The sequence below is a fragment of the Cyanobacteriota bacterium genome, assembly GCA_025054735.1.
In the GTDB taxonomy this organism is placed as follows: domain Bacteria; phylum Cyanobacteriota; class Cyanobacteriia; order SKYG9; family SKYG9; genus SKYG9.
In genome coordinates this window covers 1-3,728 of record JANWZG010000388.1, presented here as the reverse complement: position 1 = coordinate 3,728, position 3,728 = coordinate 1, and the positions used below count along the sequence as shown (strand labels likewise).

General features: G+C 50.6%; 4 protein-coding genes. 2 read left to right on the top strand and 2 right to left on the bottom strand.

Going from position 1 to position 3,728, the window contains the following annotated elements:
* Positions 1-165: 165 nt before the first annotated feature.
* Both NZ772_15520 and NZ772_15515 read left to right on the top strand, forming a co-directional pair.
* A complete protein-coding gene (locus tag NZ772_15520) occupies positions 166-1,158 on the top strand; it encodes a DUF1517 domain-containing protein (protein MCS6814965.1) in 993 nt (330 codons plus the stop codon).
* Positions 1,159-1,363: 205 nt separating this feature from the next.
* The gene (locus NZ772_15515) at positions 1,364-2,134 is read left to right on the top strand and encodes a PspA/IM30 family protein (protein MCS6814964.1); all 771 of its coding nucleotides are present in this window, start codon (positions 1,364-1,366) and stop codon (positions 2,132-2,134) included.
* A 93-nt stretch (positions 2,135-2,227) separates the two neighbouring features.
* On the opposite strand, the gene NZ772_15510 is transcribed toward NZ772_15515, so the two are convergent.
* A complete protein-coding gene (locus tag NZ772_15510) occupies positions 2,228-3,487 on the bottom strand; it encodes a molybdopterin molybdotransferase MoeA (GenBank protein MCS6814963.1) in 1,260 nt (419 codons plus the stop codon).
* 3 nt (positions 3,488-3,490) lie between these two features.
* Positions 3,491-3,728 (bottom strand): hypothetical protein (locus NZ772_15505; protein ID MCS6814962.1); only part of this gene is annotated, 238 nt, incomplete at its 5' end.

The following is a 3,728-nucleotide window of genomic DNA, read 5'->3' as shown; positions in this document are numbered from 1 at the left end:
CGACAGCTTAAGTCTAGCCAGCAGGAGTATTGTTCTCTGAGGCCAAGCGTAGGTTCTGCCGATTACTTGTCTCATCCTTTGCCATGCTGACAACACTGTTTTAAAGATTACATTTGAGATCTTGCTATTGAGTTCTATTGGCGTTGAGTTTGGTTATATTCGGTTATGGCATATCAACGAGCATTGTCTATGCTGAAATCATTGATGAAGCCACTTGTTGCAATTGCGCTAGTAGTTGCGATCGTCTTTGGCCATGCTGATGGCGCACTAGCAGCGTCTAGTGGTGGCCGAATTGGGGGTGGCTCCTTTAGGGCACCTAGCCGCAGTTACTCTGCCCCATCTCGCAGCTATCGTGCTCCCAGCACTAGGGTTTATAGCGTACCCTATTCTGGCGGCGGCATTAACCCGTTCTTCTTTATGCCTATGCCCTTTGTTACTGTCGGTGGTGGCTTTGGGGGGCTATTTACCATTTTGATGGTAATGGCTGTGGCTGGCTTTTTAGTGCAAACTCTACGTCGGGTTACAAGTGACTCCGAATCTGGTGAGGGCATTTTAGGTGGTAGCTCGCAAGCAACGGTTGCTCAGCTACAGATTGGTCTGCTAGCAGGTGCCCGTACCCTTAAAGCTGACCTGGATCGCATTGCTATGACAGCTAATACCAACTCATCAGCAGGGTTGACTAAGGTCTTGCAGGAGACTACTTTGGCCCTCCTACGTCATCCAGAATATTGGGCCTATGCCTACACAGAATCGCAGACGATCGGCCTAGTAGCGGCAGAAACTCAGTTCAACCGTCTAGCACTGGCGGAGCGCAGTCGCTTTACGCAGGAAACCTTATCTAATGTCGGCGGACAGCAATCTAGCTGGTCTGCATCAACCCCAGTGCTGACAGGTGTGGCTAATCGTGCCTTCCCTGAAGATGCTACCCATGCGGCAGGAGACTACATTGTGGTTACAATCCTTGTAGGTGTTCAGGGTAAGTTTAGTTTACCAAAGGTTACTAACGCTGAGGAGTTGCGGCAAGCTGTGAATCAGTTGGGTGCGATCGCTGCCGATCAACTGATGGCACTTGAAGTGTTGTGGACTCCCCAGGCTGCTAATGACACCTTAAGTGCCGACGACTTGTTAACGGAATATCCTCATCTCCGGTTGATTTAATTCTGAAAGAGGAGCGTTATTGCAGCCACTTCTCCATAAACTGTGGCAAACTGTTGGGGTATAGCTAGCAGTCTGCTACTGTTTACAGGTTAGCAATGGTCATGACTTTAGGTCACTTATCAGCGATCGTCGTTATTGTCAACCAACTGCTGAGTAACAGCTAAGCCGCATATCTTCCGACAACTTTCACAAGGACTATTGCGTTATGGGACTATTCGATCGAATTAGCCGCGTCGTTAGAGCCAACGTCAACGATCTAGTTAGTAAGGCTGAAGATCCAGAAAAGGTTCTGGAACAAGCCGTGATTGACATGACCGAGGATCTGGTGCAGTTACGTCAGGCGGTTGCCAAGGCGATCGCTAGCCAAAAACGGACGGAACAGCAATATACCCAAGCACAATCCGAGGCAAATACCTGGCACCAGCGGGCACAGCTTGCTCTGCAAAAGGGCGATGAAAACCTTGCCCGTGAAGCCCTGAGCCGCAAGAAAACTCAAACCGATGTAGCGGCTACTATGAAGGCCCAGCTTGATCAACAAACTGCCCAAGTCGAGACCCTACGCCGCAGCTTGATGGCATTAGAGGGCAAAATCTCTGAGGCTAAAGCCAAGAAGAACATGCTGAAGGCAAGGGCACAAGCTGCAAAGGCTCAGGAGCAACTTCAGAGTTCCATTGGCAGCCTCACTAACACTAGTAGTGCTATGGCTGCCTTTGAGCGTATGGAAGAGAAGGTCTTGGAATTGGAAGCCCGCTCCCAGGGCATTGCTGAACTGGGGGGTATTGACCTGGAGAGCCAATTTGCCCGTCTAGAGTCTGGTAGTAATGTGGATGATGAGTTGGCAGCTATGAAGGCTCAGCTCGCTGGTAGCGCACCGGCTGGTTCACTGCCTGCTGCGAGTCAACCCAGCGCAGCCCCCCAAGACGCGATCGTTGATGCTGAGTTAGAAGCTCTAAAAAACCAACTGGATCAACTCTAGCCTGATAGCTGGTCGGTTAAATCATTGCGAGACACGTATCCCTGGCTGCTTTTAAGAAGTCAGGGATCTTTTGTGTTGCCTCTAGCCGCAAGCCTACACCAGCATAATGCGAACTCTATCGCCTGCAGCAACTTCACGTTGTCCTATAGGTAAAATCGCTAGTGCACTGACTTGAGCCAAGTTGATTAAATTTCCAGAATTATGGCTACCCCCTGCTAGATGAAACTGATAGCCTCCATCAGCGATGTCTGTCCGTCCCCACAGGTAGGTTTCGCGTTTGCCATCCGATCGCAGTGGCTCTAAAGTTGTAGCTGCAACAAACTGAGGCTGCCAACCCTGGGCAAGCCCACTTAGCTTGCGTAGAGCTGGTTGCACAAACCGCCAAAACGTAACTAACGCAGACACTGGATTACCAGGTAGACCAAAGTATATGAGTCTAGAGGGTGCTACAGTTTCATCCACAGATGCAAAACTGGCCACGGTCAACGGCTTGCCAGGTTTGATGGCAACTGCTTGGACATGGAGAGTAGCACCTAATTCCAGCAAGATTTGCTCAACATAATCGTAATCGCCGACGGAAACACCTCCAGAAGACACAATTAGATCAGCTTGGGTTAGAGCACGGGCGATCGCCTCTTTGAGAGCATCAGGACTATCGGGCACAATGCCTAAGTTAATAGGAATTCCACCCGACTGAGTGACTAGGGCCGCTAGAGCAACTTGATTAGAGTCTACAATCTGTCCAGGCTGTAAGGATTGCCCTAGGGGAGCCAGCTCACTACCTGTAGAAAGAATAGCAACACGAGGTTTGCGGTAAACGGTCACTTGGGAACATTGGGCAGCAGCGAGCATGGCCAAATCAGGTGCCCTCAGGATAACTCCTGCGGGTAGAAGGCGATCGCCAGCACGGCAAAAGTCACCCCGACGACGGACAAAGGTTCCTGGTGCTGGAGGGGCAGCTAGGATAGTAACAGTAGCACCATTGCGGCGCGTTTGCTCCTGCATGACCACTGTATCTGCACCAACAGGCATCATGGCTCCTGTTAATATGCGGGCTGCTTGCCCCGATTGCAAGACATAGCGAGGTGATTGTCCAGCCGGAATCTCTTCTACTACTGTAAGGGTGACGGGTTGCTCTGTAGTGCAGCCATGAACATCAGCAAACTGTACAGCATAGCCATCCATGGCAGAATTATCCCAATGGGGGAAGTCTACTGGGCTGACTATAGGAGCTGCTAGGATACGATCGTAGGCGTGGATCAATGCCACAACGTCAGTATGGCTAGGATTCGCTGCTGATAGTGGTTGAACAAGGTTTTCAACAATCGTGGCTGCTTGATCGACGGCCAACATGGGCTAACGATGTTCCAATAGATAAATGATACCAACCAGCAAGGGCACACCAATGCCTGTGGCTAAAACTCCGGCAGCAAAACTACAGAGAAACCGTTGCCACGCTCGTTGGTGCATAATACGGCGCTGACGGTTAAGCAGTGGATGATGGTTAGGGAAGCCTGTAGATGGCGATCGTCGATGTGTAGAGTCAGCACTGGCGTGCTCTACCGTGCTTACAAGTCTAAGCTTCGAGTCTTGA

Coding starts and splice junctions, on each gene's coding strand:
- NZ772_15520 (MCS6814965.1), top strand. CDS start 166: ATGGCATATCAACGAGCATTGTCTATGCTGAAATCATTGATGAAGCCA.
- NZ772_15510 (MCS6814963.1), bottom strand. CDS start 3,487: ATGTTGGCCGTCGATCAAGCAGCCACGATTGTTGAAAACCTTGTTCAA.
- NZ772_15515 (MCS6814964.1), top strand. CDS start 1,364: ATGGGACTATTCGATCGAATTAGCCGCGTCGTTAGAGCCAACGTCAAC.